This window comes from Arthrobacter pascens (assembly GCF_030815585.1).
GTDB classification, from domain to species: Bacteria; Actinomycetota; Actinomycetes; order Actinomycetales; family Micrococcaceae; genus Arthrobacter; species Arthrobacter pascens_A.
The window spans coordinates 2,074,142-2,100,469 of the sequence record NZ_JAUSWY010000001.1 but is presented as its reverse complement, the minus strand read 5'-3'; the positions used below and the strand labels follow the sequence as shown (position 1 = coordinate 2,100,469).

The 26,328-nt window shown below is 64.0% G+C and carries 22 protein-coding genes and 3 pseudogenes; 16 read left to right on the top strand and 9 right to left on the bottom strand.

The window, feature by feature from the left end:
- Positions 1–83 precede the first annotated feature (83 nt).
- Together QFZ30_RS09815 and QFZ30_RS21970 are read right to left on the bottom strand one after the other, a co-directional pair.
- A complete protein-coding gene (locus tag QFZ30_RS09815; RefSeq protein ID WP_307075707.1) occupies positions 84–317 on the bottom strand; it encodes a hypothetical protein in 234 nt (77 codons plus the stop codon).
- Between the two features lie 80 nt (positions 318–397).
- Positions 398–697: pseudogene (locus QFZ30_RS21970) on the bottom strand (NAD(P)H-binding protein); the annotation flags it as partial.
- Positions 698–765: 68 nt separating this feature from the next.
- Between QFZ30_RS21970 and QFZ30_RS09810 the strand changes: the two are divergent.
- The 3 genes from QFZ30_RS09810 to QFZ30_RS09800 all read left to right on the top strand — a co-directional run bounded on the left by QFZ30_RS09810 (position 766) and on the right by QFZ30_RS09800 (position 3,605).
- A complete protein-coding gene (locus tag QFZ30_RS09810; RefSeq protein ID WP_307075705.1) occupies positions 766–1,614 on the top strand; it encodes an alpha/beta fold hydrolase in 849 nt (282 codons plus the stop codon).
- A gap of 47 nt (positions 1,615–1,661) precedes the next feature.
- Entirely contained in the window at positions 1,662–2,657 is a 996-nt protein-coding gene (locus tag QFZ30_RS09805) for an NADP-dependent oxidoreductase (protein WP_307075703.1), read from the top strand.
- A gap of 99 nt (positions 2,658–2,756) precedes the next feature.
- The gene (locus QFZ30_RS09800; RefSeq protein WP_373462834.1) at positions 2,757–3,605 is read left to right on the top strand and encodes an alpha/beta fold hydrolase; all 849 of its coding nucleotides are present in this window, start codon (positions 2,757–2,759) and stop codon (positions 3,603–3,605) included.
- A 124-nt stretch (positions 3,606–3,729) separates the two neighbouring features.
- On the opposite strand, the gene QFZ30_RS09795 is transcribed toward QFZ30_RS09800, so the two are convergent.
- Positions 3,730–4,101 (bottom strand): SDR family NAD(P)-dependent oxidoreductase, encoded by a 372-nt coding sequence (locus tag QFZ30_RS09795; RefSeq protein ID WP_307075700.1) that lies wholly within the window; start codon positions 4,099–4,101, stop codon positions 3,730–3,732.
- Entirely contained in the window at positions 4,098–4,232 is a 135-nt protein-coding gene (locus tag QFZ30_RS09790; protein ID WP_373462833.1) for a hypothetical protein, read from the bottom strand. The genes QFZ30_RS09795 and QFZ30_RS09790 overlap by 4 nt, the downstream gene beginning before the upstream one ends.
- A gap of 165 nt (positions 4,233–4,397) precedes the next feature.
- Between QFZ30_RS09790 and QFZ30_RS09785 the strand changes: the two genes are divergently transcribed.
- Entirely contained in the window at positions 4,398–5,024 is a 627-nt protein-coding gene (locus tag QFZ30_RS09785) for a TetR/AcrR family transcriptional regulator (RefSeq protein WP_307075697.1), read from the top strand.
- 363 nt (positions 5,025–5,387) lie between these two features.
- Here QFZ30_RS09785 and QFZ30_RS09780 read toward each other — a convergent pair whose 3' ends face one another.
- Positions 5,388–5,888: an SRPBCC family protein gene (locus tag QFZ30_RS09780; RefSeq protein ID WP_307075695.1), complete on the bottom strand. Its 501-nt coding sequence runs from the start codon at positions 5,886–5,888 to the stop codon at positions 5,388–5,390.
- A gap of 251 nt (positions 5,889–6,139) precedes the next feature.
- Positions 6,140–6,688, bottom strand: coding sequence for a cyclophilin-like fold protein (locus QFZ30_RS09775; RefSeq protein WP_307075693.1), 549 nt, complete (start codon positions 6,686–6,688; stop codon positions 6,140–6,142).
- Between the two features lie 405 nt (positions 6,689–7,093).
- On the opposite strand from QFZ30_RS09775, the gene QFZ30_RS09770 reads away from it, so the two are divergent.
- The 6 genes from QFZ30_RS09770 (at position 7,094) to QFZ30_RS09745 (ending at position 12,585) form a co-directional block, all read left to right on the top strand.
- On the top strand, positions 7,094–8,242 hold the full coding sequence (locus QFZ30_RS09770; RefSeq protein WP_307075691.1) for an alpha/beta hydrolase: 1,149 nt from the start codon (positions 7,094–7,096) through the stop codon (positions 8,240–8,242).
- Positions 8,243–8,448: 206 nt separating this feature from the next.
- On the top strand, positions 8,449–9,345 hold the full coding sequence (locus QFZ30_RS09765; protein WP_307075689.1) for a helix-turn-helix transcriptional regulator: 897 nt from the start codon (positions 8,449–8,451) through the stop codon (positions 9,343–9,345).
- Between the two features lie 167 nt (positions 9,346–9,512).
- Complete coding sequence (locus QFZ30_RS09760; protein WP_307075687.1) at positions 9,513–9,809, top strand: SDR family NAD(P)-dependent oxidoreductase; 297 nt, start codon at positions 9,513–9,515, stop codon at positions 9,807–9,809.
- The gene (locus QFZ30_RS09755) at positions 9,775–10,179 is read left to right on the top strand and encodes a hypothetical protein (protein ID WP_307075685.1); all 405 of its coding nucleotides are present in this window, start codon (positions 9,775–9,777) and stop codon (positions 10,177–10,179) included. The genes QFZ30_RS09760 and QFZ30_RS09755 overlap by 35 nt, the downstream gene beginning before the upstream one ends.
- Positions 10,180–10,218: 39 nt before the next feature.
- A complete protein-coding gene (locus QFZ30_RS09750) occupies positions 10,219–10,962 on the top strand; it encodes an SDR family NAD(P)-dependent oxidoreductase (RefSeq protein ID WP_307075683.1) in 744 nt (247 codons plus the stop codon).
- A 351-nt stretch (positions 10,963–11,313) separates the two neighbouring features.
- Positions 11,314–12,585: an MFS transporter gene (locus QFZ30_RS09745; protein WP_307075682.1), complete on the top strand. Its 1,272-nt coding sequence runs from the start codon at positions 11,314–11,316 to the stop codon at positions 12,583–12,585.
- Positions 12,586–12,636: 51 nt separating this feature from the next.
- On the opposite strand, the gene QFZ30_RS09740 is transcribed toward QFZ30_RS09745, so the two are convergent.
- On the bottom strand, positions 12,637–13,986 hold the full coding sequence (locus QFZ30_RS09740) for an MFS transporter (protein WP_307075680.1): 1,350 nt from the start codon (positions 13,984–13,986) through the stop codon (positions 12,637–12,639).
- Between the two features lie 303 nt (positions 13,987–14,289).
- On the opposite strand from QFZ30_RS09740, the gene QFZ30_RS09735 reads away from it, so the two are divergent.
- Complete coding sequence (locus QFZ30_RS09735) at positions 14,290–14,637, top strand: cupin domain-containing protein (protein ID WP_307075678.1); 348 nt, start codon at positions 14,290–14,292, stop codon at positions 14,635–14,637.
- 1,055 nt (positions 14,638–15,692) lie between these two features.
- On the opposite strand, the gene QFZ30_RS09730 is transcribed toward QFZ30_RS09735, so the two are convergent.
- Positions 15,693–16,829: a glutamate--cysteine ligase gene (locus QFZ30_RS09730; protein WP_307075676.1), complete on the bottom strand. Its 1,137-nt coding sequence runs from the start codon at positions 16,827–16,829 to the stop codon at positions 15,693–15,695.
- Positions 16,830–17,154: 325 nt separating this feature from the next.
- Between QFZ30_RS09730 and QFZ30_RS09725 the strand changes: the two genes are divergently transcribed.
- Positions 17,155–17,541, top strand: coding sequence for a hypothetical protein (locus QFZ30_RS09725; protein ID WP_307075674.1), 387 nt, complete (start codon positions 17,155–17,157; stop codon positions 17,539–17,541).
- A gap of 1,296 nt (positions 17,542–18,837) precedes the next feature.
- Here QFZ30_RS09725 and QFZ30_RS09720 read toward each other — a convergent pair.
- Positions 18,838–19,709 (bottom strand): annotated as a pseudogene (locus QFZ30_RS09720) (acetyl-CoA carboxyl transferase); the annotation flags it as partial.
- A gap of 74 nt (positions 19,710–19,783) precedes the next feature.
- Between QFZ30_RS09720 and QFZ30_RS09715 the strand changes: the two are divergent.
- The 4 genes and pseudogenes from QFZ30_RS09715 to QFZ30_RS09700 all read left to right on the top strand — a co-directional run.
- Positions 19,784–19,948, top strand: a pseudogene (locus QFZ30_RS09715) (FCD domain-containing protein); the annotation flags it as partial.
- A 90-nt stretch (positions 19,949–20,038) separates the two neighbouring features.
- A complete protein-coding gene (locus tag QFZ30_RS09710) occupies positions 20,039–20,857 on the top strand; it encodes a pyruvate, water dikinase regulatory protein (RefSeq protein WP_307075672.1) in 819 nt (272 codons plus the stop codon).
- Positions 20,858–21,008: 151 nt separating this feature from the next.
- Positions 21,009–23,426: a phosphoenolpyruvate synthase gene (gene ppsA, locus QFZ30_RS09705; RefSeq protein ID WP_307075670.1), complete on the top strand. Its 2,418-nt coding sequence runs from the start codon at positions 21,009–21,011 to the stop codon at positions 23,424–23,426.
- Between the two features lie 141 nt (positions 23,427–23,567).
- The gene (locus QFZ30_RS09700; protein ID WP_307075668.1) at positions 23,568–26,183 is read left to right on the top strand and encodes an excinuclease ABC subunit UvrA; all 2,616 of its coding nucleotides are present in this window, start codon (positions 23,568–23,570) and stop codon (positions 26,181–26,183) included.
- Positions 26,184–26,328 lie beyond the last annotated feature (145 nt).

Here is a 26,328-nt window from a genome sequence, read left to right as displayed (position 1 = left end):
CTCTTCAGGTCAGGCTCATCCCGTGTTCAGGACCCGATCTCCGGACCCCAGCGTAGGGGTTAGTTCATGAGGACGCGCAGCCACTACTTGACGGCACTCGGGGGGACCGGTGCGGGGTATGACAGCTTGTTTGCGCCCAGAGCCCTGAGGTCTTGGCGTACGCGATCAGGTTCGGCGTCATCGGGCATGTTGGCCTGGTCCCGCGCCCCGTCGAACGAATCGACCGGATCTCGGTCCAAGGTTTCGAAGATGGGCTCCAAATCAACATGCGCGGGTCCGTTTTCGGCAACGAGTTCGAAGGTCGTGTGATCGGCCATGTTGGAGGCGAGGCTGTCGACCAGGACCCGGGCGATTGGGTGGCGGGCGATGGCACCGTCTGCTCGGCTCCCTGCGTGGCGGTGTCGCCCTGGAGCAGTGTGATTTCCAATTGGTCGCCGTTGCTGTAGTCGAACCAGCCGGGTCGGATGATGGTATAGGCGTTGCCGCTGGCGCGGACGAGTCGTTCGCTGCGTCGTTTCCAGTCGTGGGTGCTGCCGCGGCGGGTGACCCCGATGGCTGTCATGAGGGCGATGCGCACACGTCGGCCACCTAGCGCCTGGAGCACGTTTTTCACGGCTCCATAGTCCACGGCCTCGGCCGCGGAGGCGTTGCCGTATGCGGACCCTTGAGTGAAGACGACAATGGCCTTCCTTGACACAAATATTGAGTGTGCTCAGAATTGAGTAGACTCGGGGATGCAGAGAGAGACCCAACAGGGAGATGAACATGTCAGAGCAACTCAGGACTCAGAGCCGGAATTCGCCGACGCTGAGGATCTCGGCGGTTGGTGCGGAGTTCGCGTATCGCGAGTTTGGCCCCCAAACCGGTGTCCCGCTGGTTGTCCTGACCCATCTCGGGGCGAATCTGGACAGCTGGGATCCTCGCATCGTCGATGGCCTGGCTGAGGACCGTCACGTGATCGCGGTGGGGTACCGCGGCGTCGGCGATTCCACGGGTCACATTCGTGACTCGATCGAGGACATGGCCGAGGACATGGTGGCGGTGATCCGCGCCCTTGGATATGACAGGGTTGACGTGTTTGGCCTGTCGATGGGTGGCATGGTCGCCCAGGCTTTTGTCGAGCGGGCGCCCGGGCTGATCGATCGGCTTGTGCTTTCCGGGTCCGGCCCGGCAGGAGGCCCAGGGCTCACGGATATGACCCGTATAACTATCGCGAGCGTCTTACGCGCGGTCCTCACGTTCCAGGATCCGAAGGCGCTGCTGTTTTTCACCCGCACCCCTGCCGGGAAGAAGGCCGCGCGCGAGTATCTCGCCCGGTTGAAGGAGCGGACCGCCGTACGCGACAAGGCGGTCACCCCGGGGGTCTATCGGGCGCAGTTGGCCGCGTTGCACCGGTGGGGTATGCAGCAGCCCTCTGATCTTTCGCAGTTCACCGGCCCTGTGCTCATTGTTCACGGAGACAGCGACCGTATGGTGCCTTCCGCAAACGCGACCGAACTCACCCGGCAGCTAGCCAGCGCTTCGGTCCTGGTCTTCCCGGATTCCGGCCATGGCGTCGCCTTCCAAAACTATTCCGCGTTCGTCGACGTGGCCCGGGATTTCCTCCGCCGGTAACGGCAACCCAAACCAACTTCACCACATCCCAAGAAGGAGCACGAAATATGAGAGCGTTCGTCATCAACGAATACAAGGGTCCGCTGCAGGAATCGGAGGTCCCCGAGCCAACAGTGGGGGAGGGGGATGTGCTCGTGCGGGTCCAGGCCGCAGGACTGAACGTGCTCGACGAGAAGATCCGAGCGGGCGAGTTCAAGCAAATCCTGCCCTACAAGCTTCCTTTGATCCCCGGCAACGATGTCGCCGGAACCGTCATCCGTGTCGGATCGAAAGTACACGCATTCAAACCCGGGGATGAGGTTTACGCCCGCCCCGACCAGGACCGCATCGGCACCTTCGCCGAGCGAATCGCCGTCGACGAGGCCGATCTGGCCCTCAAACCGGCATTGATCACCATGGAGGAGGCAGGCTCCCTGCCGCTGGTCGCATTGACCGCGTGGCAGGCCCTTGTTGAGCACGGCCATGTACAGCCGGGACAGAAGGTCCTCATCCACGCCGGCGCCGGGGGAGTGGGATCGATCGCGATCCAGCTCGCCAAGCACCTCGGTGCGACAGTCGCGACCACCGCAAGTGCCGCGAACCTGGAGTTCGTGCGCGAGCTCGGCGCCGACACCGTCATCGACTACCGCAGCCAGGACTTCGAACAGCTCCTGAGCGGCTACGACCTGGTGCTGGACAGCCTCGGCGGGGAGAACCTCAAGAAGTCCCTGCGGGTGCTCAAACCCGGAGGCAAGGCCATCGGGATTGTCGGGCCTCCAGACCCGGCATTTGCCCGCGAGGCCGGCCTGAATCCGATATTGCGCCTGATCGTCACTGGCCTTAGCGCAGGCATCCGCCGCCAGGCCAGGAAGCTGGGCGTCAGCTACGAGTTCCTGTTCATGCGCGCCAGCGGAGACCAGCTGCGCCAGATCACCGCCCTCATCGACAACGGGAGTCTGCGCCCCGTCGTCGGGCGGGTCTTCCCCTTTGACCAGACCATCCAAGCCCTCCAGGGCCTGGAAAAGGGCGGCATCCGCGGCAAGGCCGTCATCAGCAACCCCTGAGCGGAACCACTGAACGCGACCCCAGCAGAACCATGCTCCTCATCACCGAACGAACAACAACCCACTCACCGGAGCACCATCATGAATAAGCACGACAGTTTGAAAGGACCCGTTATCACCTCCTACGCCAAAGCGCCTGCCCGCACCGTCAGCGCCGGCGGCGTCAGCTACGCCTACCGCGAACTCGGGCCCAAGGGCGGTATCCCCGTCGTCTTTTTCGTCCATCTGGCCGCGACCCTGGATAACTGGGATCCGCGCATCATCGACCCCGTCGCGAAAAGCCATCACGTCATCACGTTCGACAACCAGGGTGTCGGCGCCTCCACCGGCCAAGTGCCCGACAGTATCGAGGCGATGGCCAACGACGCCTACACCTTCATCAAGGCCCTCGGACACGAGAAGATCGACATCTTCTCCTTCTCCCTCGGCGGCATGGTGGCCCAGGCCCTAGTCCTCAAACACCCCGGGCTCGTCCGCAAGCTTGTCCTCACGGGCACCGGTCCCAGGGGCGGAAAGGACCTGGACAAGGTCATCGGAACCACGTACTACGACGTCCTCCGCGCAACCCTGACCCGGTCCGATGCCAAGGAATTCCTGTTCTTCAACCGTGACGCGGAGGGCAAACAGGCCGGGAGGGCGTTCGTGAAACGCCTCCAGGAGCGCACCGCCGACCGCGACGCCCCCATAAGCATCAAGGCCTTCCAGACCCAGCTGAAGGCCATCAAGAAGTGGGGGCGAGGGACGCCTGCTGACCTGTCGTCGATCACCCAGCCCACCCTGATCGCCAACGGCGACAACGACCGCATGGTGCCCTCGATCCTCTCCGAGGACCTGCACCGGCGCATCAATGGATCCGAGCTGATCATCTACCCCGACTCCGGACACGGCGGCATCTTCCAGTTCCACGAGAAGTTCGCCCCCGTCGCGGTCGAGTTCCTCGCCCGCTGACCGGCACCGAAACTCACCGAAAGGACAGGAAAATGTCCACCACGATTCCGTACACGAAGAAGCCGTTCGCATCATCAATCCTGCTGTGGATCCGCACCGATCAGCCCCCACAGCAGGGGATGGACTACTGGAAGGCCCCCACTCGAAGATCATCTCCCGACCCCGGGATGACGCCGTAGACGTTGATGTCGAAGATGTCCTGCGTCTGGGCGACGGAGAATTCCTCGGCCGCACCGGTGGCGCCGACACCGGCGTTGTTGACCAGGACGTTGATGTTCCCGAATTGGTCGATCACCTGCTTGACCACTGAGGCGACCGATTCGTCGCTGGTCACGTCGAGATCGAGGTAGGTCACCCCGGCGGGCGCGGTGACTCGCGCGGTGTTGCGGCCGGTTCCGATCACCTGGTAACCCGCGGCGGCGAGTGCGATCGCTGCCGCTTTGCCGATGCCTGAGGAAGCGCCGGTCACGAGCGCGACCTGCCGGGTCGTTGTCATGACTGGCTCCTGGAGTTTGTGCCCTGCAACTGCGGGTAGAGAGCCTCGATGGGGGCGCTGAGCCCGGCCTTGAGCTGCACGGATGTTTCGTCGGCGAGAACTTCGTATTCGTCAGCTTCGACGGCGTCCAAGACGGTGCGGACCAGGTCGGCCGGGTCCGTTTTGGGAGGTCATTAGCGCCGCAACCACGATAGGCCGATTTTCGGCCGCTATGGGACAATAAACCTACTGAGCCCACACAGTAGTGACTATGCTCATAACTGAGCATAGTCAGATTATATTCCCGGAGGACACGAATGTCAGTCGCATCTCAGCCAGTCGGACGGCGTGAGCGGAACAAGCAGCACAAGCTCGACCGCATCACGGCCGCCGCAGCAGAGCTCTTCGCTGAACATGGTGTCGATGAAGTCACCACTCAGCAGATCGCCGACAAGGCTGACATTGGAACGGGGACTTTGTTCTTGTACGCCAAGACCAAGGCCGAGTTGCTCCTGCTCGTGCAAAACTCCTCCTACGCCGACGCGCTCGTCGCGGGTAGAACGGCCGCCGAGGCGATCCCTGATACGTTCCAGGCAGTAATGGCAATCGTCCGCCCGGTCGTGGAGTGCAACCGAAAGCGGATCGACAACGGCCGAACCTACCTTCGAGAGGTTGTGTTCGGGGACCCCGGGGAACCCCACCACCGCGACGCCCTCGCCCTGACCGTTCAGACCGAGGAGGCGATTGCCGACGTACTGACGCGTGACCCCCGCGTCGAGCCCCGAAACGCTGCCACGCTGGCCCACATCGTCTCCGCGATCATGTTCCTCAGCATGGCGGTTACCATCAACATCTCCAGGTCCGTTGACGAGATCCTCGCCGAGATCTCAGAGCAGGTCTACGTTCTCTTGCCTACAGGTGAAACACACCACCCGGCGCATTGAGCTGATGCACGACCGACCGTGCCCCGGAGAGTCCGCTCTGGCTGAACTCATGGGACTCTCACGCATTACTGGGGTCGGTGCACTTGACTAGTCTGTCCGGCGCCGGCCCGGTGAACCGCCGGGACGTGGTCGCGCACGTTGGACAGCTCACCGCGAGGAGGCGAACGGCCTCGGCCTCAACCGCGCGGAGAGGATCCTGCGGGCTGCTGACGGATCGGACGCCCGTGGCGGACGGTGGCGCGGAAAAGGGCGCATTCGTCCTATGTGATCTGGCGTAATACATACGGCGGCATCGCTCTGCAGTGATCACGAACGGCTGCCCAGACCGGAAATCGGATACGGCGAGTCATATTACGACGGCACTCAGCGCCCAACGCCCTCCACGAGCGCGGCCATCTTGTCGAGGCACTGCTCAAGGCCACTCTGCGACAAGTCCCGTGCCTCTTGGGTACTGTACCCGCGCTCGGTCATGTGCAGCATCGTGCGCCCGTCGCCGAGGTCGGTCAGCACCACCTCGTGTTCGCCGTCGGCGGGAACACCGTCGGCGGGAATGCCCGCCTCTGTCGGCGTGATGCGGTTGCCATTGGCATCAGCGAAGTTGAACACGTAGCGGATGTGACGCAATGGTTCCAACTCGGTGATATTCCATGTGCTGTGCTGTTCGGACCCGCCCCACTCCATGGGTGCGCGCATCGTCACGAGGATTCGGCCGCCGGGTCGAACGTCGGCTTCCGCGCGCGGGCATGTGAAACCCGTTGGCCCCCACCACCGGCGCAGGTCACCTGGTTCTGTCCAGGCTGCCCAGACGCGCCTCAGCGGAGCGTCGAACTCTCTGACCACATCGACGTCATAGGTGTCGGGCATGCGAATCCCTTTCAATTGCGATAGGCAACGAAGACGGATGACAGCGGACGATGGATGTTAGCGACGAATCGCCGACTTCGTCAAGAGATCGGAAGCGCAAGAAGCACCACGGTTCGAAGGCCGGAATGCCCAGTCAACTACACGCTGGGGATTGTGGGCGGGCAGCGGTGGTTGCCCATCATCCGCTACATGAAGGAAATGCGACGGCCTCATACGTCCAAGTGCGTCTCATGGGTACGTTCATAGCCGGGTCACTCGAGGATGTCTACGGTGACCTCGCCCTCTTCGAGCAGCTTGAGCTGCTCGAAGGTGGCATTGAACCTTCCGAGGTGAACGATCTGCTCCGAGGGCGCGCCCCGCTCGCCGGCGTAGAAGAAGGCGATGTTGCCCCAAGGTGTGTAGATGGCGACATCTCCGGCACCCGCAGCCGACGGCGCAGACCCGGCGAACTGCACACCGCGCGGCGGGTAGGCGATCTTTTCCTGCCCGGCGAAGTCTTCAAAGGTGAGGTTCATGGGCAGCATGGACAGCAGGTCGCGTACGGCGGGGTTGTCTTCGTCGATCGTCATATCCACTGACCCTCGCGGGGCGGTAAAGCGGACGACGGCGCCGATGATGGAATCCACGGTTGCCTCCTCTGGCGGAGCGGTGGTCGGTGATTCGGGTGCTGGCGAACCGGCGCTCGGTGATGCTGACGGCGCCGCACCGGTTGCGGACGGAGTTGGGGCGGCCGCGTTGCATCCGGTGAGCGAGGTGGCAATGCCGACGGCGACCGCAAAGACGACGGTGCGAAATCTCACCTGGTGGCCTTTCCGCAGCGAGATGACACTGCTTGTTGAAAGCAAACGGAACTGTTCACGATATGTAGACAGTGCGACGCCAGCTGAGCGGTTCTTTCGGGCCCCGCTCATACACACCCGACTTCGGCCTGAATCTCGGCGGTCCCGAGCCTGTCGATCCGCCTCAAGGATGTTGGGATTCGGCAGCATGATCGGGAGGGCCCCGGCGGAGGGGCCCCGTTCGTCCGGATGCCACCAATGTCCACGCTAGCGAGGATCGCTCGACGTAGGGAGTCCCTGTCGGTACCTCTCTCCGGAGGGCACCGCCCAGCAGAGGCTCCCTTGCGTGGGCGGGCTGTGGTGGGGTCGAAGGGAAGCAGAAAAGTTTCAACCTTCGTAAACGACTATCACGAGGATGACATCACGATGAGCACGAATACTGACGGAAGCCACAACATGAGCACTGGGGAAACCGGCGCGGAGCCAGGAGTGTCACGCCGGAACCTGATGATGCTGACAGGTATAGGAGCGGCGGCCATCGGACTGTCTAGCGCAGTTGGGCTGGCAGGAGCCGAGCAGGCATTCGCCGCCCCAGCTGCTTCGAGGAAGGACCTCGAACCGGGGGATACGTCGAACGGGGCAGATAACTTCTACACGAGCGATCGCGTCACGGTACGGAAGATCTCGTTCAAGAACCGCTACGAGATGAAGGTGGTCGGCAATCTGTTCGTCCCTGATGATCTGGATCGCGGAACCACGCACCCGGCACTGGTGGTGGGGCATCCCATGGGCGCCGTGAAGGAACAGGCCGCTAACCTTTACGCGACGAAGATGGCGGAACAGGGATTTGTCACGCTCTCCTTCGACCTGTCGTTCTGGGGCGAAAGTGCAGGCAAGCCCGGGAATGCCGTCGCCCCTGAGATTTACAGCGAAGACTTCAGCGCTGCCGTGGACTATCTGCGGGCGCAGCCGTTCGTCGACAAGGAACGCGTTGGGGCGATCGGGATCTGCGGCAGCGGCAGCTTCGTGATCAGTGCGGCAAAGCTCGATCCGAGGATCAAGGCCATCGCCACCGTGAGCATGTATGACATGGGCGCCGCTAACCGTGACGGGCTCCGGAAATCCGTGACCCTGGAACAGCGCAGGGCGATGATCGAGCAAGCCGCCAAGCAGCGGGATTCCGAGTTCGCCGGTGGGAAGATCCAGTACACGGGCGGCACGCCCGAAGAGCTCACGGCAGAGTCGAGTGCTGTGGACAGGGAGTTTTACGACTTCTACCGGACTGCCCGTGGGTACTGCCCGAACACAACGACGCATCCCACGCTGGCCACCAACGCCAAATTCATGAACTTCTATCCGTTTGCGGACCTGGAAATCATCTCTCCGCGTCCGCTGCTTTTCATCACTGGTGACCAAGCGCACTCCCGTGAGTTCAGCGAGAACGCATACCAGCTGGCTGCGGAGCCCAAAGAACTCGTCATGGTTCCTGGGGCGGGTCACGTTGATCTCTATGATCGCGTCGGCCTCATCCCGTTCGACAAGCTCACCACGTTCTTCCGCACCAATCTGAAGTAATGCAGTGGAGCCCGCGGCAACTCCCAGGCCGCGGGCTCATCCAGCCTTCGCAGTGTCGGAATAGGTCCGGGGTGATTGAACGTTGCAGTCTGCGTTCCCGACCGAGGCCATGGACGAGCCGCGCCTTCTCCAGCTGTAGGGTCGTGCGCGATAGAGGTACTGCAAGGGACTCCCTCAGAAATGGGGGTTGGCATAGCGTGGATGACATGGACAATCGAGCGGAAGTACGCGAATTCCTCATCTCGCGGCGCGCTCAGGTCGCCCCTGAACAGGTCGGATTGCCCTCTGGGACGAACCGGCGTGTCAATGGCCTGCGCCGTAGCGAGGTAGCCACCCTGGCCGGCTTGAGCGTGGAGTATTACACCCGCCTCGAGCGCGGCGCGATCAGCGGCGCCTCCCCGCAGGTACTTGAGAGCATTGCCAGGGCATTGTGCCTGGACGACGCCGAGCGGGCCCACCTGTTCGATCTAGCCCATGTGGCCAGCCCGGTTGCGCGGCCTCCGCGCCGGCGGAGCTCGAAGTCCTATGTGCCGCATCAGAGCCTGCAGTGGGCACTTGATGCGATCACGGCCGGTCCGGCATTCGTTCGCAACGGCCGGATGGATCTGCTGGCGGTCAATCCCTTGGCGCGGGCGTTCTACAAGGATTGCTATGACATGCCGGGCCAACCACCGAACATCGCGCGGTTCACCTTCCTGGATGAACGTGCTTTCGACTTCTATCCGGACTGGGACGCTTTCGCGGAGGTGACGGTCTCCATCCTGCGCACGGAGGCGGGCCGGGACCCGCGCAACAAAGAGCTCCATGACCTCATTGGTGAGCTGGGAACCCGCAGCGAGGAGTTCCGCAAGCTTTGGGGTGCGCACAACGTCCGCCACCACGGCACTGGTTTCAAAACCTTCAATCACCCCATCGTTGGCGAAATGACACTCGCGTTCGAGGGCCTGGAAATGGCCGCCGAGCCTGGCCTGACTCTCACGATCTACACAGCGGAGCCGGGGTCACCGTCGGCCGAGCGCATGCAACTGCTCGCCTCGTGGGCGGCCAGCGAGTACGGAAACGCCGTCCAGCCCGCGTCCGAAAGGACGCGGACGGACGGCTGACGACGGCGGTGCTGCCGCCGCAACTGAGAGGTGTCGCCGCCGTCGACGGGAAATACGACCCGGGACATAGCTTGAGGCCAGGCTGCACGCGCACAGGATCGCCGCGGCCACCAGCCTGACCAGCAGGGCGCCTCGTCCTGACTACCATCCACGAAAGAAGGAACACCATGAAGACCACGATCGCGATGATCGGTGCCGGGCCCGGCCTGGGTCTCGCCTCTGCCCGCCGCTTCGGAGCCGAAGGCTTCAACGTCGCACTCCTCTCCCGTACCCAGGAACATGTGGATGCACTCGCGGCGGAACTGGCCGGCGCCGGCATCACCGCCCGCGGTTACGCCGTCGACGTCCGTGACCATGAGTCGCTCAACACGGCTCTTGCCCGGGCAGCCGACGAAGCTGGGGCCGATCGAAATCCTCCAGTACAGCCCTGTGCCAGCCAAGGAACATCTCCGGCCCGTTCTTGAAACGACGCGCGAAGACCTGCGATCGGCGCTTGAATTCTCCGCGCTTGGCGCTGCCGCCGCCGTCAGCGCGGTACTTCCCGGCATGCGGGTCCTCGGCCGCGGAACCGCCCTGTTCGTCAACGGCTCCAGTGCTGTCCGGCCCAACCACAACTACGCCGGCACCTCCGCCGCGTTCGCCGCCGAATCCGCATACGCCCAAATGCTCCACGACGCCCTGGCACCCGAAGGCATCCACGTCGCGCAGCTCATCATCCCGTTGGGCATCGGCGGAGGCGACCCGGCGCACGAGCCAGCGGCCCTGTCTGAGACCCTCTGGCGCATCTACAGCGAACGAAAGGACTTCCGTACCTTCGTGACACCTCTCGACTGAGCTTTCACTAGACAACGTTCCCGAACGGAAGGAAAAACAGTGTCCCGCATCCTCGTTACGGGTTCCAGCGACGGCCTCGGCCGTGCGGCAGCCAAAGCGCTGCTCGACGACGGCCACTCCGTCGTCGTGCATGCGCGCACAAGCGAGCGGCTGGCCGCCGTCCAAGACCTCCTCGACCGCGGCGCAGAGGCCGTGGTGGGCGACCTCGCCAGGCCCGACGAGGTCCGTCGTCTGGTCCAGCAAGCAAACGCACTGGGCCGTTTCGACGCAGTGGTCCACAACGCCGGCGTTATCGGCGGGCCGTCCCTGCTGCCGGTGAACGTCGTCGCTCCCTTCGTCCTCACCGCGGAAATGGAACAGCCTGACCGGCTTATTTACCTCAGCAGCAGCATGCACCACAGCGGCCGCGCTGACCTCGCCGGAGTGGACTGGAGCGGGGGACAGGAGTCCCGCTCTTACTCCGACAGCAAACTATTTGTTACTGCCCTCGCGGCGGCCGTTGCAAGGCTGTGGCCTGACGTGAGTGCGTACGCCGTCGATCCCGGCTGGGTGCCGACCCGGATGGGCGGGCCGGGCGCCAGCGACGACCTCCGACTCGGCCACGTCACGCAGGCCTGGCTGGCGACGTCCGGGAACCCGGAAGCACCCCCGAGCGGTCAGTACTGGCACCACCAGAAAACCCAAACGCCGCATCAGGCGGCACGTGATGAACGCTTCCAGGCTGCACTCCTCACCTCGCTGGCCGACCATACGGGAAGCACGATCCACGGAGGACCGAAATGACGAATTGGGCTCATGAGGTCGAACGCATCGCCGCGAGCGACGTACCTGCGACCAAGCACGGCGTGATCGGGTAGGCCGAGAGCGTTTCCCGCGTCGCGCTTCCGGTCGACGGCGGCTTCACGGCCTGGGAGCGGCAGCAGCGCTGGCGCGCCGTCCTGCCTGGAGTGAATCTCCATGGCGGGACGGCTCACCGTCTTAAGGGTCCCTCCCGGTACCTGTAACAACAGAGGCTCCCCCTCTTCGCCGGTGGCTGTTCAGATGGAATAGACCACCATCGAGATCGTGAACGGACCATCAGCCTCGCCTGAGCAGCTGATCGCAAAACCTTCCGCACAAAGAATGGAACCGATTTTGACCCGCGCGACCATCCAGGACGACGCCGGCACAACGCCGGTGGACGGACAGCCCCACGAAAACCTCGACACCTATGAAGAGAGGCGGGCATCGACCCAGAAAAGCGATTCTCCGGTTCCGGCCGGGCGCTTCCCGTGGGCAGCCCTGCTGATCATGGCTTTGATGGGCTTCCTGCTGATCGCGACCGAAGCCATGCCCGCCGGCCTGCTGCCGCAAATCGGTGCCGGGCTGAATATCACCGAAGGAACAGCGGGGCAGTTCGTCAGCGCCTACGCCCTGGGCACCGTCATTGCCGCGATGCCTGCCATCGCCATGACCCGGGGTATGCGCCGGAAGCCCGTTTTCCTTGTCGGGATCATTGGCTTCCTGGCCGCAAACCTCATCACCGCTTTCTCCACGGATATTGTGCTTTCTCTGGGAGCACGGCTCCTTGCCGGCGCATTCTCCGGTCTACTGTGGGGCATGCTCGCCGGCTACGCCCGCCGCATAACCGCCCCGGAACACGCCGGCCGCGCCTTGTCCGTTGCGTGCCTTGGCACCCCTGCCGGGCTGGCAGTCGGGACGCCTTTTGGCTCATGGCTGGGCACGACCTTCCACTGGCGCTGGTCCTTCGGCGTGCTCACAATCCTCACCGTCGTTACCTTGCTGCTCGCGGTCTTCCTGGTCCCGGACGCGTCCGGCCAACGGGCCGGGACACGGGTTCCTCTGGTGCGGGTCTTCGCGATCCCGGGCGTCGCGGTTGTCCTCGGCGTTATCGTCTGCTGGATGCTGGGGCACAACATCCTCTACACCTACATCGGCTCCTACCTCCGCACGGCAAGCCTTCAGCTCTCGGTGGAGGTCGCACTCGTGACGTTCGGAGCGGCGGCCATCGCCGGAATTGCCATTACAGGGGCAGTGATTGACAAGGGGCTTCGACGCCTGGTCCTGTTGAGCCTCGGGTGCTTCATCGCGGCCGGCGTGATCTTTTCCGTCGGCCAGGTCTCGGTGGTGGCGGTGATTGCCGCGATCGTGCTGTGGGGCGTCGCCTTCGGCGGCGCGGCAGCCCAGCTGCAAACGGCCATCAGCGCGGCAAGTGGCGAGAACGCCGATGTCGCCAACTCGATGCTCGGCGTCGCGTTCAACCTGGCGATCTTCGCAGCCGGTGTGGCGGGCGCAGTGGTGATCAGCAACTTCGATGGTCTGGTTCTCCCGGTCGCGATGGCAGGGCTCGCTGCCATCGCGCTCATCATCGCTGTAGCCGGACACCGCACGGCATTCCCCACGTGACCGGCAGGCAACGCCTGCCACCGCAGCATCTGCACCCAGGCCCGCCTGATCTCAGGCAGTCTGGAATTCTCGTTGAATTGCAGAGCGGGCCGCAGATTTGGGGACGAAACGGCGAATGAATGTTGCCGTGATCGCCCCGAGCAGCGACGTGAGGAGCCAGGGGGCGGGTGCAGTGTTTGACGGCGTGTAGGCGAGTTCGTAGAGCGGGGCCAGGGCTGTGTTGCCGATAACGACGGCTAGCCCTCCGGCGCTGGCCAGCAACCCGTAGTACGCGCCAGTGGGACGCCCGACGGAAAACTCGAGTACCAGTCCCATGGCCATTGGTGTCACGCACATGTTGCCGAGGGCAAGGCCTGTCACCAGCGAGATGGCCGGCAACATAGGGAGATCGCTTGGCGGAGGGATGATCGCCAATGCCGCGAGGGAAGCGAAGCCCATGGACTGGAGGGCAAAGCCCAGGGGAAGCGCGATTTTCGGTCCGGCCCTGCGCATGAGCCGTGCAATTGGCCACTGAAGGGTGATTGTCAGGACGGACGCGTAGGCAAAGATGACCGCCAGGGCCTGGACGCCGGCGCCGCTGCGTTCCAGTTCTACCGGAAGCCCGAAATAGAGTTGGTTGGCCGCCAGGAGATTGACACTGTAGAAGGCTGCGAACCCGATGAACCTTTTCTCCCTGAGGCAGGACCAAAGGCCCGACGTCGGCGAGTGGCCGGGCAGTTCGGCTGACGTTTCGGTCGCTTGGGTTCGGGTCTTCGGCAGGAACAGCCAAAAGACCAGAGCCATCACGGCAAAGACAGCGGCCCCTGCCAACAGGGAAGTATCAAAACCGGTATTGAGTAGAAGGGATCCCAACAGCGGACCGACAACCACACCCACCTCCCCGCACACCACTAGCAATGCAAAGAGCGTGGATCTGTTGGGCTGCCTGCCGTCGCCGCTGTGAACGGTGTCATCTTCGGCTGTGCCGTCCTGGGCGTCCCCTTTCTGAGTGATGCCGCCCTGGGAGGCAGAGGCCACAAGGCTTTGCAGCGCGGTTGAAAACAGTGCACCACCAATGCCTGTGACGACGGCCCCGAGTAGGAATAGCGGGAAGTCCGCGGCCCAGGCCAGCATCAGAAAGCCGGCAATCCGCACCAGGCAGCCCGTGATCATCGACTGCCGTGCTCCCCAGCGGTCAGCAAGGACCCCGCCGAAAAGGAACAGACCTTGCTGGGCGAACGTGCGCGCACCAAGGACGATTCCGATTGCCATCGCCCCCATGCCGAAGTCGTTCCGCATGGCTACGGCGAGGAATGGCACTACTGCATAGAAGCCGATGTTGAAGATCAGTTGGCTGGCCAGTAGCAGCTGCGGAGCAGGTTCAACCCTGACAGGACGTCGCCGGGTAACTTTCGGGCGCAACTTTCGCGCCGCCGTCGGACTCATCTCTTGCCGCCGAGGGGGAGGTCGGGGAACATGGTCGATCCTTACATACGCAGGTAGTGAATGCCGTCACCTTATCAAGAACGATTCGCAATAGTGTCATGTCGCGACACTATGACAGCAGAGGTGCCTTCTAGCTGGAAGGCACCCCTGCGGGGATACGGCCTGGTCTTCGGCAGTGCAGGCCGGCCTTGGGGCCCCTTGGCCGTTCCATGCCTTAGACATTAGCTGCGGCATGCGTTACGATTGTCAACAATTGACAGTACAACAGAAGGAGAACTTATGCGTCCGTACATTTACGTACCTGCGGCCACGATCGCCGGGGAGCTTGAGCCTAACGGCCACCGTCCTGGCTACGACTCGGGTGACCCCAAGACGTCGATCCTAAAGTTCGACACGGCCATCAAGACTGGGGTCTGGGAGTGCCAGCCCGGTGGCTGGCAGGTGACCCCTCGCGCGGACACCGAGGTGTGCTACATAGTGAGCGGCCGCGCGACCGTCACCGACGGCGCCACCGGCACGAGCTACGAGATCTCCGGCGGCGACGTAATCGTGCAGCCCAAGGACTGGTCGGGCCGCTGGGAGGTCACCGAGACCATTCGCAAGGTCTACTGCCATGGCTTCGACTGAGCGCCGTCTCACCTGACACGCTACTGACGCGCGGGCCGCCCCTCATTGAGGGTGCGGCCCGTTTGCGCTTTCGGCACCACGGCCAGGGGTAACCCGGGCACGCCACTGAGGATCCGATAACCGTACGTTTTGTCCGTTGACGACGGGCCCTTCTCTGAGTGCACGGGAGGGGCGCGGCACCACGACTTGGGACAACGCTTCGTAGGCTTGGGTCCTGTTTTCGTTTCCTACTCGCTCATGATTTTGTTGAGTCGCGGCGACATGATCTGGCGGGACCTGCGGACGGGGTTTGTGTCCTGGCTGTTGCTCGCGGGAGTCCTTGCCTCGCTCTGATTCGGAGGGCAGGACAGGCACCGGTGAAGGTGGTTCCTTCCAGAGTTGGACCAGGTGCCGTTCGACAAGTGGCCGCCCTGGGAACCGTGACAGGTCGCCCTCTGTCGGAATACAAGAACAAAATCATCACTTTAGGGCTATCGTAGATTGTTGACAATCGCTAGACTGGCTACATGCACTATCAACCAAGGCCGGTATCCGCAGGCCCCTCTCGGTGAAGGAAATGTCATGAAGAAACGTCGCCCTGCTGCTTCGACTCTCGTACTCGAGGAACCATCACGCACCGGGCACCACTGCCCTAAAACCGGATGGTGGTCAGCCGTTGGGGATCCGGGTGACGCGAGGTTCATCATCAGGGGAGAGGTGATGCCTGCCTTGAGCGGCACACCTGCGCTCTGGATATTAAGGGCGACGGCTGGCGGGATCCAAGGCGTGGGACTCGAATCTGCGTTGTTGCACACAAGTTCATAGACGCAGTCCCAGCAGGTGCCGGCCGTCGTCCAGCTAAGTCTTCGCATCGGTGCTGATCCGACGACGAACTCGCATCCAGCTCAGTGCCGTGCCAGCAGTGGAGCCGGGTGTGTCCACGAAGTTGGTGACGACGGCGGCAGAGAGCGCTTTCTCGAATGGTGGGCGGTAGGTGGTCAGGACCCGCTGACCAGCGGCGTTCCAACACGTTCCGGCGCAAACGCAAAATTCACCCGGAGTTCGTATTGGGACGGTCAGCAGGAGGCGGAGACTAATTCCTGGCGGTTCCCTGCGGGTTCCTGTTGCGTGAGGCTGGTGGCGTCGGCCACTACGTGAGCCAATCCGCCGCGTTCCATGGCCTGCCGCTGGCGGGTGGAACCCGTGCCCTGGCGAAGGATCCTCACCAGCGACTCCTCAACGTAGCCGGTGTCCCCAGCATCGTCCAGGGAGTCCCGGACATGTTCGAGGAATGTGGCCACGACGGTTCCTGCGGTGGCCGGTCGGTGTGTCACCGGGTGGAGCAGCTCAGCGTGCACTCCGGACCGGCTCGCACGCCACGCACCTTGGCGCAGTATTGTTGCGGGAACACGGTCCGGCTGCAGTCCTGACTCCCACTCCCGGGCGGCGGTATCAGCCAGTGCCCGGACCAGGGCCGCGACAAGGACCGCGTCCCTGGATTCAAGGCAAACATCGGCCACCCGGACCTCCACGGTGGGATGGTTGGCGGAGAGGCGGGCATCAAAATCCGGGCTGTTAACGACGCCGGTGCCGGCAAGGTCCGCTACCAACGCATGATAGGCCTGGGCGGATCCGAAGATGTCTGTCGGCCCGGCGGAGGACCACCGGTTCCACGCCTGGGTCCGGAAGCTGGCGTAGCCGCTGTCTGTGCCGTTCCAGAACGGTGAATTCGAGCTCAATGCAGTCAGGGTCGGCAGCCATGGCCTGATCCGGTCAACGACGGCGACGCCTTCCTCATCGGAGTCGACGGAGACGTGGACATGGAATCCACAGGTCAGCTGCTCCCGGGCCGTCAGCGCAAACTTTTCCTGCAGCACGTCGTAGCGGCCTGTGCGCGTGGCGTGGGGCGTAACGGGCAGCGGGGAGGTGGCCAGTGCCGCGATCCTTGCGCCCGCCATCCGGGCCAATGAGTCGGCATAGGTCCGGCCGGCACGGATCTCGGCGGCCAGTGCCTCCAGGCTGCTGTGCGGGCGGGTGATGACTTCGAGCTGTTCCTGCTGCAGCTCCGCCGCCAGCGTTGGCCGGCGCGCGGAGTGGTTCCCGCCCCGGGCGCCAGGACCATGTAGACGCAGCAGTTGCCCTGCCAGCGGCAAAGGAGTGCCGCTGGCAGGATCTAAAATCATGAATTCTTCTTCAACACCAAATGTACGCACCGGCCAAGTGTGGCGGACGAACACGAACGCGGAGCACCATGGCTTCTGTTGCCGGCTTCTGAAGATGACATTTAGATGGCCGGGAGGGGTCGCTGGCTAAGATTCCGTTCCCCGAAACTGGGCCAGGACCGCAGCCCGATTTCGGCAGCGATCGCCATCCTGACGGAGATGGACATGTTTTCAGCGAGGAACCGGCCAAGGAAGGGAGTGCGGACATTGTCCACACTCCTTAACCGTAATGTTCGTCTTGTGCTGATACAGCTGTTCCTGTGACGCGTGGGCTGGTCATGGAGACCTTTTCGATGGACAGGAAGATGGGATTCTTATGATGTTGGAACAGTTTGCCGCTGTGGCCGCCTGCACGGTTCTGGCCGGTCTTGCCGTCTTTCAGGGCGCTCTTATTGGCGGCGCATCACTTGGGAGGATGGCTTGGGGCGGACGGCACGATGTCCTGCCGGCCGGGCTGAAGGTCGGCAGTGCTGTGTCCATCGTCCTTTACGCTTTGTTCGCGTACGCAGCGGTGGCTAAAGCCGCCTTGGTTCCTCCGTTAGTCAGCGAGAGTGTCACTTCAATCTCCATGTGGGTGCTGACGGCGTATTTTGCCCTCGGTGTGGTCATGAACGGGATCTCCCGCAGCAAACCGGAGCGCCTCATCATGACGCCCACCGCACTGGTCCTCACCGCCCTCTACCTCATCCTCGCAGTCGGCTGAATCCCGACCCCGCCTGCGTTGGCCGCTGAAAGTTCGAACGGCCCAAGCTCGAAGCGGGACACCAGCCCGCCCTGGTGGGCGGCGGAGCCGGATCTTGACTGCGTTCGTTGCGGCGGCTTTGCGGTCGCAGTTTCAGAGTCGCGGGAGACGCGCTTTTCGATTGCCAGGAGCCTCGTGTAGGCACGGCATGTAGTTTCCAGGTGCAGGGCCGGTCCGGTGGCGTAGCGGGTCAGCAGGTCGCGGGCGAGGACGCTGTCCTGGTGGTTCCTTTGTCGGCACTAGCGGTCAGGTCGTCGAGGCGTCCGTGCGGGAAGCCACCCCGCCGATACCAGATTGATGGCGGACGGCTATTGCCTATGGGGTCGTCAGGAGTATGGCCGGCTCGGGGCGGTGGACGCCGCGGGGGCCGATAGCCGATAGCCGAGCGCCTCGGCCGAGTCCAGCAGGTCGGCCAGGTACCAGATGATGGCGAGCCACATTCTGTCCCCTGGAGGCCTGGGAGATTCAGGGCGCCGCTTGCCGGTGCGGTACTGAAGGCCAGGCCTGCACTGGAGTGACACTGGCCGAGGGCGGAATCTTTGATTGATGCGTGTGCACCTCCTGTATGCGGTTCCCGCTGATCCGGCCGGTGTGCACCGGCCGACATGACTTGAACAAGAATTCCCACGGACTGCGTACCGGCTGCAGGGGGAGACCCAGACCTGCGAGCGCGGGCAAACCCTGCTGCCTGGCACGGCGTATGGTTTGTCAAAATCGGCGCAGATGCAAAGCCTGGAGATCTCATAGGTACTTCCCGCTGTACAAAGATTAATGAAGGTAGCTTTCAGTCCCGGCAGTCGGGCCAGATTTGGCCTCCATCTTCAATCCAGTTGCCGCAGGTCCATGTCTGCGGAACGGCCGATGGAGTCCACCGCCCGGTCGCGGGGCAACTGATTCCGCCCGGCAGGTTGACCTCCGTGCCTGCGCGCGAGGGACAGCCAACGGCCCGAGGGGCTGCTATCCGCTTCATATCAAGCTGCCTCGGTGATCAGTGATTCTACCGCCGACGTCGGTCGCTACGTCCAGGGTTGGTGCTTGACTCATGTCTCTTCCTGCTCCGCGCAAATCGCTTGTTGCCGTCTGCGCCAGGGGGTTGGCCCCGCTGGTGTGCTGCTGGGTTAACCATGCCGCAGCCGGATCAAGTCTTCCCTTGGTTTTCCATAGCTCCAGTGAAATTCTTGGGCAGGAAAAGGCAAGCATCAGGGAACTTGCCGTCGTGCGGCTGTACCGCTAGGGCGAACTGTTTCGCCCGACGCCGGAGTCGATCACGGTCAGCAGCGGCAGCCCGAGCTCCTCTGCCAGCCGCATGCCGCGGCGCGCCTCACCGAGCGACGCCGGCCCCATCGCCGTCTGCTGTAAGGGCCGCGGCCTAGTGTGGCCGATTACCATGCAGGACTTCTGGCCGAAGCGGGCCATCGCCAGTAGCAGGCCGGGGTCCTTTTCCCCCTGGCCGGTGCCATTGAGCGGCAGCACGTCCCGGGCGCCGTAGGCGAGCAGCTGGCCCAGGTCCGGGCGCAGCGGGTTACGGGAATTTCTATCGATTCCCAGGCCCCGGCGTCAGACGGTTTCACGGCGAGGGTGCGCCGCGGACGGACCCTCGGATCAGGGCCGGCGACCAGAATGCTCAGCGCACGGTCGATGACGTCGGATAGCTGCCAGGGCGGGACTACGGCGTCCACGAGCCCCTTGTCGAAGAGGTTCTCGGCCACCTGGACGCAGTCCGGAAAGGGGCTGCCGTACAGCGCCTCATAGACGCGGGCCCCAGGAATCCGAGCAGGGCTCGCCGGGTTCGGCGACGGTTATGTGCCCAAGCGACCCCCACGACGCCATCACGCCGCCGGTGGTGGGATGGCGCACGTAGACCAGGTACGGGAGCCCGGCCTGGCGGTGCGCCCGGCCCTCCCTGGTTGCCCGCTTGACGGCGTTCACGATGCGTTCCGCGGCGGCCAGCCCGATGGAGCCGGCCAGGAAACGGAACTCACTAACGATGGCTGCAACCCGGCGGCGCGGATCAGGCCTTCGCCGGTCAGGACAGACTCGTCAACGCCGCTCTTTTCGCGGGCGGCCGCCAGCTCGTGACGGTACTCGGGACCGGGGTTCGGGTCCACCATTGTGGTGTCCCAACTCATGTAGGAACCCGGATCCAGCACGAGTGGACCTGTTCCCAGGCATAGACCTCGTCAAGGGTCCGCACCTTGCCGGCTTGGAAACCCGACTCGAATCGCCCGGGCAGCCGGGCAGGCCGGAACAGTCACTGGCCTCGCACCGGAGGATCGCCGACGCCATCCGGCTCCAGAATCCCGAGGCCGCGGCAGCGGCGATGCTGGAGCATATTGACCTCGTCTCAGACGTTGCCCTGCTGAAATGACGGGTGCCGTTCCTAGCGGCGGCAGCGGCTTTGGGTAACCGGTAGCCGTTCGATCTGCTGGCCCCTCCAACAGTGGTGGAGAATGCGTTCATGACCAATGACGATCTTCGGCCTGTCTACTTCCTTTCGGACAGCACCGGCATCACGGCGGAAACGCTCGGCAACACCTTGTTGACGCAGTTCCCCGCAAATAACTATGACCGCATCACGGTCCCCTTCATCACGACCGTCGAACAGGCCAGGACCGTGGTCCGTACCATCGACAAACTGGCCGCCACCGGCCCGCGGCCGATCGTCTTTTCCACCGCTGTCAGCAGCGACATCCGCCAGGCCTTGGCCATGTGCCAGGGGATCATCGTCGATCTCATCGGGACGCATGTCGGACAGCTGGAGCAGGCCCTCGGCTCGCCGGCAAGCGGCGAACCCGGCAGGGCCCATGGCCTGGGCAATGCAGAGAGGTATCAGTCCCGGATGGCCGCCGTCGAATACGCCATGGAACACGACGACGGACAGAGCCTGCGAGCGCTGGAAAAGGCGCAGGTCATCCTGGTGGCGCCGTCCCGCTGCGGAAAAACACCCACAACCATGTATCTGGCGCTGCAACACGGAATCTTCGCCGCGAACTTCCCGCTGGTGGACGAGGACTTCGCGCGGGAGGGGCTCCCCAAGCCGCTGAGGCCTTTCGTTGAAAAGTGTTTTGGCCTCTCCTCCAACCCCCTGCGACTGAGCCAAATCCGGACCGAACGGCGCCGCGGCTCGCCCTATGCGTCGCTGCGCCAGTGCGGTTTCGAGTTGCGCAGCGCCGAGCAGTTGTATGTCTCCCACCGGATTCCCTACCTGAATTCGGCCACGGTGTCCGTGGAGGAAATGGCTGCGACCATCCTGCAGCGCATGAACCTCAAACATTAGGGAAAAGTTTCACAAACCCGGTGTGGCGCACATCATGTGGAAAGAGCGCTCAAGACCTGTCAGGGTGGACAGGATTCGCGCCCCACCAACCGGCTACCGCCGCGAGCGGGCGGCACATCTGCATGCCATCATCTGCAAAGGAGCAGCAACTATGACAACAGACATTCTGTGGTTCTCAGAACTCGGACTCAAGGACCTGGACCAGGTGGGCGGAAAGAACGCGTCCCTCGGAGAGATGGTGCAGAATCTGACCTCTGCCGGCGTCCAGGTCCCTGACGGCTTCGCCACGACAGCCGACGCCTACCGCACCTTCCTTGCAGACTCGGGCCTGGACCAGAAGATCGCCGACCGGCTGGTCGGCCTGGACACCGACGACGTGACAGCCCTCGCCTCGGCCGGCCAGGAGATTCGCACCCTCATGCGCGAGACACCCTTCCTGCCGGACTTCGAATCGCAGATCCGGAACTCCTACCGCCAACTCGTGGACAAACACGGGGGCTCCGAGGACCTCTCTTGGGCTGTCCGTTCCAGCGCAACGGCGGAAGACCTTCCCGACGCCTCCTTCGCCGGGCAGCAAGAAACCTTCCTGAACGTCCGCGGCATCGAAAACATCCTGCTCGCCATCAAGGACGTGTTCGCGTCGCTCTACAACGACCGGGCCATCGCCTACCGCGTGCACCACAAGTTCGAACACGCTGAGGTGGCACTCTCGGCTGGCATACAGCGGATGGTCCGTTCCGACGTCGGAGCCTCCGGTGTCATGTTCACCATGGACACGGAGTCCGGGTTCCAGGACGCAGTGTTCGTCACGTCCTCCTACGGCCTCGGCGAGGCCGTCGTCCAGGGCGCGGTGAACCCGGACGAGTTTTACGTCTACAAACCCGCGCTGCTGGCTGGCCGCCCAGCCATCCTCAAGCGCGGACTGGGCGAGAAAGCCCTCCAGATGACTTACACGAGCAGCCGCGAGATCGGCCGCACCATCGACTTCGTACCGGTTGAGGCCCCGTTGCGGAACCGCTTCAGCCTCAGCGACGACGACGTCGAGCAGCTCGCCCGGCATGCCGTTGCCATCGAGAACCACTATGGCCGCCCGATGGACATCGAATGGGGCAAGGACGGGATCGACGGCGGCCTGTACATCTTGCAGGCGCGCCCGGAGACCGTGCAGTCCCGCCGTGCCTCCGGCAGCCTGAGCCGTTTCCGCCTCAACGGGACCGGCCGGGTGCTGGTCGAGGGCCGCGCCATCGGCCAGCGCATCGGTGCCGGCAGCGTCCGCATCCTCACCGCGATCGACCAGATGGCCGCCTTCAAAACCGGCGACGTCCTCGTCGCCGACATGACCGACCCGGATTGGGAACCGATCATGAAGCGTGCCTCCGCGATCGTCACCAACCGCGGCGGACGCACCTGCCACGCGGCCATCATTGCCCGCGAACTGGGGATTCCCGCCGTCGTCGGCACCGGGGACGCCACGGACGCCCTCTCCGACGGCCTCGAGGTGACAGTCTCCTGTGCCGACGGTGAGACCGGCGTGATCTACGAAGGGCTCCTGGACTTCAGCGTCGAGGAAACCGAGATCACCCAGCTGCCCGAGGCCCCGGTCAAGGTCATGATGAATGTCGGTACGCCGGAGCAGGCGTTCACCTTCGCGCAGCTGCCCAACCATGGAGTTGGCCTGGCCCGGCTGGAATTCATCATCAACCGCCAGATCGGCATCCACCCCAAGGCACTCCTGAACCTGGATGAGCAGCCGGCGGACGTGGCCGCGGAGATCCGGGAACGGATTGCCTCGTACGACGGCCCGCGCGACTACTACATCAAGCGCCTGGCAGAAGGGGTGTCCACCATCGCGGCGGCGTTCGCGCCGGAACCGGTGATTGTGCGTATGTCCGACTTCAAGTCCAACGAGTACGCCAACCTGATTGGCGGACCCGCCTACGAGCCGCATGAAGAGAACCCGATGATCGGCTTCCGCGGCGCCTCACGCTACCTGGAGCCGTCCTTCCGGGACTGCTTTGACCTCGAGTGCGAGGCCCTGTCCTTCGTCCGCAACGAGATGGGGCTGACCAACGTCAAGCTGATGATCCCGTTTGTGCGGACGCTGGACGAGGCACGTGGCGTCATCGAGCTGCTGGCCGAGAACGGCCTCACCCGCGGCGAGAACGGCCTCGAGGTGATCATGATGTGTGAGATTCCGTCCAACGCGCTGCTCGCCGACGAATTCCTGGACTACTTCGACGGATTCTCCATCGGCTCCAATGACATGACCCAGCTGGCCCTGGGCCTGGACCGCGATTCCGCGATTGTCTCGGGCGGCTTCGATGAACGCGATCCCGCCGTCAAGAAACTCCTGAGCATGGCCATTAAGGCGTGCAAGGCGCGCGGTAAGTATGTCGGCATCTGCGGCCAGGGGCCCAGCGACCACGCTGACTTCGCCGAGTGGCTGGTCGAGGAAGGCATCGATTCCGTCTCCTTGAACCCCGACACCGTCGTGGATACCTGGCTCCAGCTCGCCGGCGCGGCAGACGGCGCCGCAGTCGGTGCCGCAGTCGGCGCAGAGGCGAACTGACTTTCGCCGTCAACCCGAGTGCCCGCCCGGGGAAACGCCCGGGCGGGCCGCTCCCTTTAGTTCAGTGTGCGGCTTCAGGGCGGTCGCTTCCATCCGGCGGGGACAATGCCCGGGAGCGTGGTCACAGATAGAGTCGGATTGATGCACAGTGAACAGAATGTTTCCGAACTACCGGCGCTGTCCCTGCGCAGGCTGGGTCCCGACCTTGCCATAGACGGCTTCGTCCGGGTCCGCGGCGCCCGGGAAAACAATCTGCGCAATGTGGATGTGGACGTGCCTCGCGACGCCATTGTGGCATTCACCGGCGTATCGGGCTCGGGCAAGTCGTCGCTGGCTTTCGGCACCATCTATGCCGAAGCCCAGCGCCGATACTTTGAATCCGTCGCGCCTTACGCCCGCCGGCTCATCCAGCAGGGGCACAACCCCAAAGTGGAGCAGATCACGGGCTTGCCTCCCGCCGTCGCGCTTCAACAGCGCCGGGGAACGGCCACGGCGCGTTCCACTGTCGGCACCGTCACAACGCTGTCCAACTCGCTGCGCATGCTCCTCTCGCGTGCCGGAAGCTATCCGGCGGGCGCCAACCAACTGGACTCGGACGCCTTCTCCCCGAACACCGCGGCAGGCGCCTGCCCGGAATGCCATGGCTTGGGCGTCGCGCACACCGTCAGCGAAGCCACGCTGGTCCCCGATCCCTCGCTCAGCATCCGCGACGGCGCCATCGCCGCCTGGCCGGGCGCCTGGCAGGGCAAGAACCTGCGCGACATCCTCAGCCACCTCGGCTACGACGTCGAAACCCCCTGGCGGAAGTTGTCCAGGAAGGACCGCGACTGGATCCTTTTCACCGAAGAGCAGCCCGTGGTGGAAGTGACGCCGGAGCGGGACCGCGTCGCCAAGCCATATAAAGGCCGGTTCTGGAGCGCCAGGAGCTATGTGCTGCACACCCTGGCCGACTCCAAAAGCGCCACGATGCGCGATCGCGTGCTGCGCTATATGAAGACCGGACCGTGCCCGCGGTGTGGCGGCAGCGGGCTCCGGCCGGACGCCCTCGCCGTCACCTTCGCCGGCAGGACGATCGCCGAACTCAACTCTGTGCCAATGACCGAACTGGCTGAAATCATCCGGCCCACCACAGAGCTGACGGCAGCTCTCACCGCCTCGCGCAAGCAGTCCTCCGGTGAAGGCAACGAGGTGGCGGTCGCCATTACCCGGGATCTGCTGTCGCGAGTCACGGTGCTCCTGGACCTGGGGCTGGGTTATCTCGCCCTGGGCCGCTCCACCCCTACGCTCTCGCCGGGGGAGATGCAGCGCCTCCGGATCGCCACCCAGCTCCGTTCCGGGCTGTTCGGCGTAATCTACGTTCTCGACGAGCCCTCGGCCGGCCTGCACCCCGCCGACGCCGAACCCCTGCTCGCAGTCCTGGACCAGCTCAAGTCCTCCGGCAACTCCGTGTTCGTGGTGGAGCACAACATGGATGTGGTCCGCCGCGCCGACTGGCTTGTGGACGTGGGTCCGCACGCCGGTGAAGGAGGAGGCGAGGTGCTTTACAGCGGCCCGGTAGGCGGCATCGCTGAGGTCCGTGCTTCCGTGACGAGGCCGTTCCTGTTCCCTGACAGTTCCGGCGGTTCCGGCTGGACAGCCGACGGCGGCACGGCCGACGGCGTCGCGCGTGGCGGTGTCCGCCGGGAAGCGGCGGGCTGGCTGGAACTGCGGGACATCAGCCGGCATAACCTTCGCGGGCTCGACGCCGACTTTCCGCTGGGCGTGCTGACGGCCGTCACCGGCGTATCAGGCTCGGGCAAGTCGACCTTGGTCAGCCAGGTTCTCGCCGAGGTGGTCGGCGCCCGGCTGCATCCGCAGGCTGACGCCCCGAAGAAGCCGACGGTGGACGGCCAGGACGCCGCAGCCGCTGACCCCGCCAGGCCATCTGGCATTGGGTGCGTCTCCGGGCTGGATCAGCTGGACCGGCTGGTGAAGGTTGACCAGAAGCCGATCGGCCGCACTCCGCGCTCCAATCTTGCGACTTATACAGGACTCTTCGACGCCGTCCGGAAGGAATTCGCGTCCACGGATGAGGCCCGTGCCCGGGGCTTCGGCGCCGGACGGTTTTCTTTCAATGTTGCAGGCGGCCGCTGCGAGACCTGCCAGGGGGAAGGGTTCGTGGCTGTCGAACTGTTGTTCCTGCCCGGCAGCTACGGGCCCTGCCCCGAATGCGACGGCTCGCGGTTCAACCCCGAAACACTGGAGGTCACCTACCGCGGCCGGAACGTCGCCGAAGTTCTGGGCATGACGGTGAACGCCGCGGCCGAATTTCTGTCCAGTGTGCCTGCCGCCTTGCGCAGCCTCCGGACCCTGCGCGAAGTGGGTCTGGGCTACCTGCGGCTTGGTCAGCCCGCCACGGAGCTCTCCGGCGGCGAAGCCCAGCGCATCAAGCTCGCCACCGAACTGCAGCGCCCACAGAGCGGCCATACTCTCTATCTGCTGGATGAACCCACCACGGGATTGCACCCGGCGGACGTCCAGCTTCTGATGGCGCAGCTGCACCGGCTCGTCGACGCCGGAAACACCGTAATTGTGGTTGAACACGAGATGGATGTGGTGGCCGCGGCTGACTGGGTGATCGATCTGGGGCCCGCCGGTGGCGACGCCGGCGGCGAGATCATCGCCGCAGGGACGCCAGCCGTCGTAGCGCGTTCCAAGGAAAGCCGGACAGCGCCATATCTCGCCGCCGCGTGCCAGACCGGAGCGGAAATGAAATGACCATTCCCTGACTCTGCCAGCCCACCCTTGCACCGCCAAAGCTGGAGCGGGAAAGTGGAGCATGGCCAGTACCAAGGACCCATGACCAAGCCGGAGATGTTGTGGCTGGCTGTCGTCATATTGATTGCAATGGTGCTAGCGATTG